We start from the raw sequence: 866 nt of genomic DNA, 5'->3' as shown, positions 1-866 counted from the left end.
GCGCGCAGGGCCGGCAGCGCCTCCTGGACCGGCAAATCGGGCAGGCTGGTCAGCCCCAGCCTTCCGCCACGGCCTTGCCGATCATCTTCCCGCTCTCGACCAGGGCATGGCCTTCCAGCAGGTTCACGGCGTCGATGCGGCCGAGCTGCTTCGTCATGGTGTGGCGGATCGTCCCGGCCTCGACCATCCCGGCCAGCTCGTTCAGCAGCTTGTGCTGCTCGACCATGTCACGCGTCTGGTGGATGGCGCGGGTGAACATGCTCTCCCAATGGAAGCTGGCGGCCTTCGACTTCAGCCGGCCGATCTCCATGTCCATGAAGTCGTCGATGGCGCAGACCGCGCCCTGCGGCGCCACCATCTCGCAGATGGCGCGCCAGTGCTTCGCCGTCTGCGTCGTCGCGAAGATCCAGGGGAAGGTCAGGCCCAGCGACTTCGCCTGGGCCGCGAGATCGGCCGAATGGTCGAGCACCTGGTGCGCGCCCATCTGCTCGCACCACGCGCGCGTCTCGGGGCGGGAGGCCGTCGTGACGACGTTCAGCCCGGTCAGCTTGCGGGCGAGCTGGATCGCCATGGAGCCCACGCCGCCGRCGCCGCCGATGATGAGCACCGAGGCCCCGGTGGCACCGCGCGGGATGCGCAGGCGGTCGAACAGCGCCTCCCAGGCGGTGATGGTGGTGAGCGGCAGGGAGGCCGCCTCGCCGAAGGTCAGGTTCTTCGGCTTGCGGCCGACGATCCGCTCATCCACGAGCTGGAACTGGGCATTGCTGCCGGGGCGGTTGATCACGCCGGCATAGAAGACTTCCTCGCCCTTGCCGAAGATGTGCGCATCGAGGCCGCGCCCGACGATCACGCCGGCGGCATCGAAG

The 866-nt window shown here is 69.1% G+C and carries 1 protein-coding gene; it reads right to left on the bottom strand.

The genetic code is table 11. The features are described from left to right. Positions 1-49 precede the first annotated feature (49 nt). A partial coding sequence (locus AC1DWF_RS33190; RefSeq protein ID WP_476842754.1) for a zinc-binding alcohol dehydrogenase family protein occupies positions 50-866 on the bottom strand: 817 nt, incomplete at its 5' end.

It is taken from the genome of Aminobacter sp. P4_D5 (genome assembly GCF_056401815.1).
Note: the sequence above shows the minus strand (reverse complement) of the source record. Positions and strands in the feature narration are given on the sequence as shown.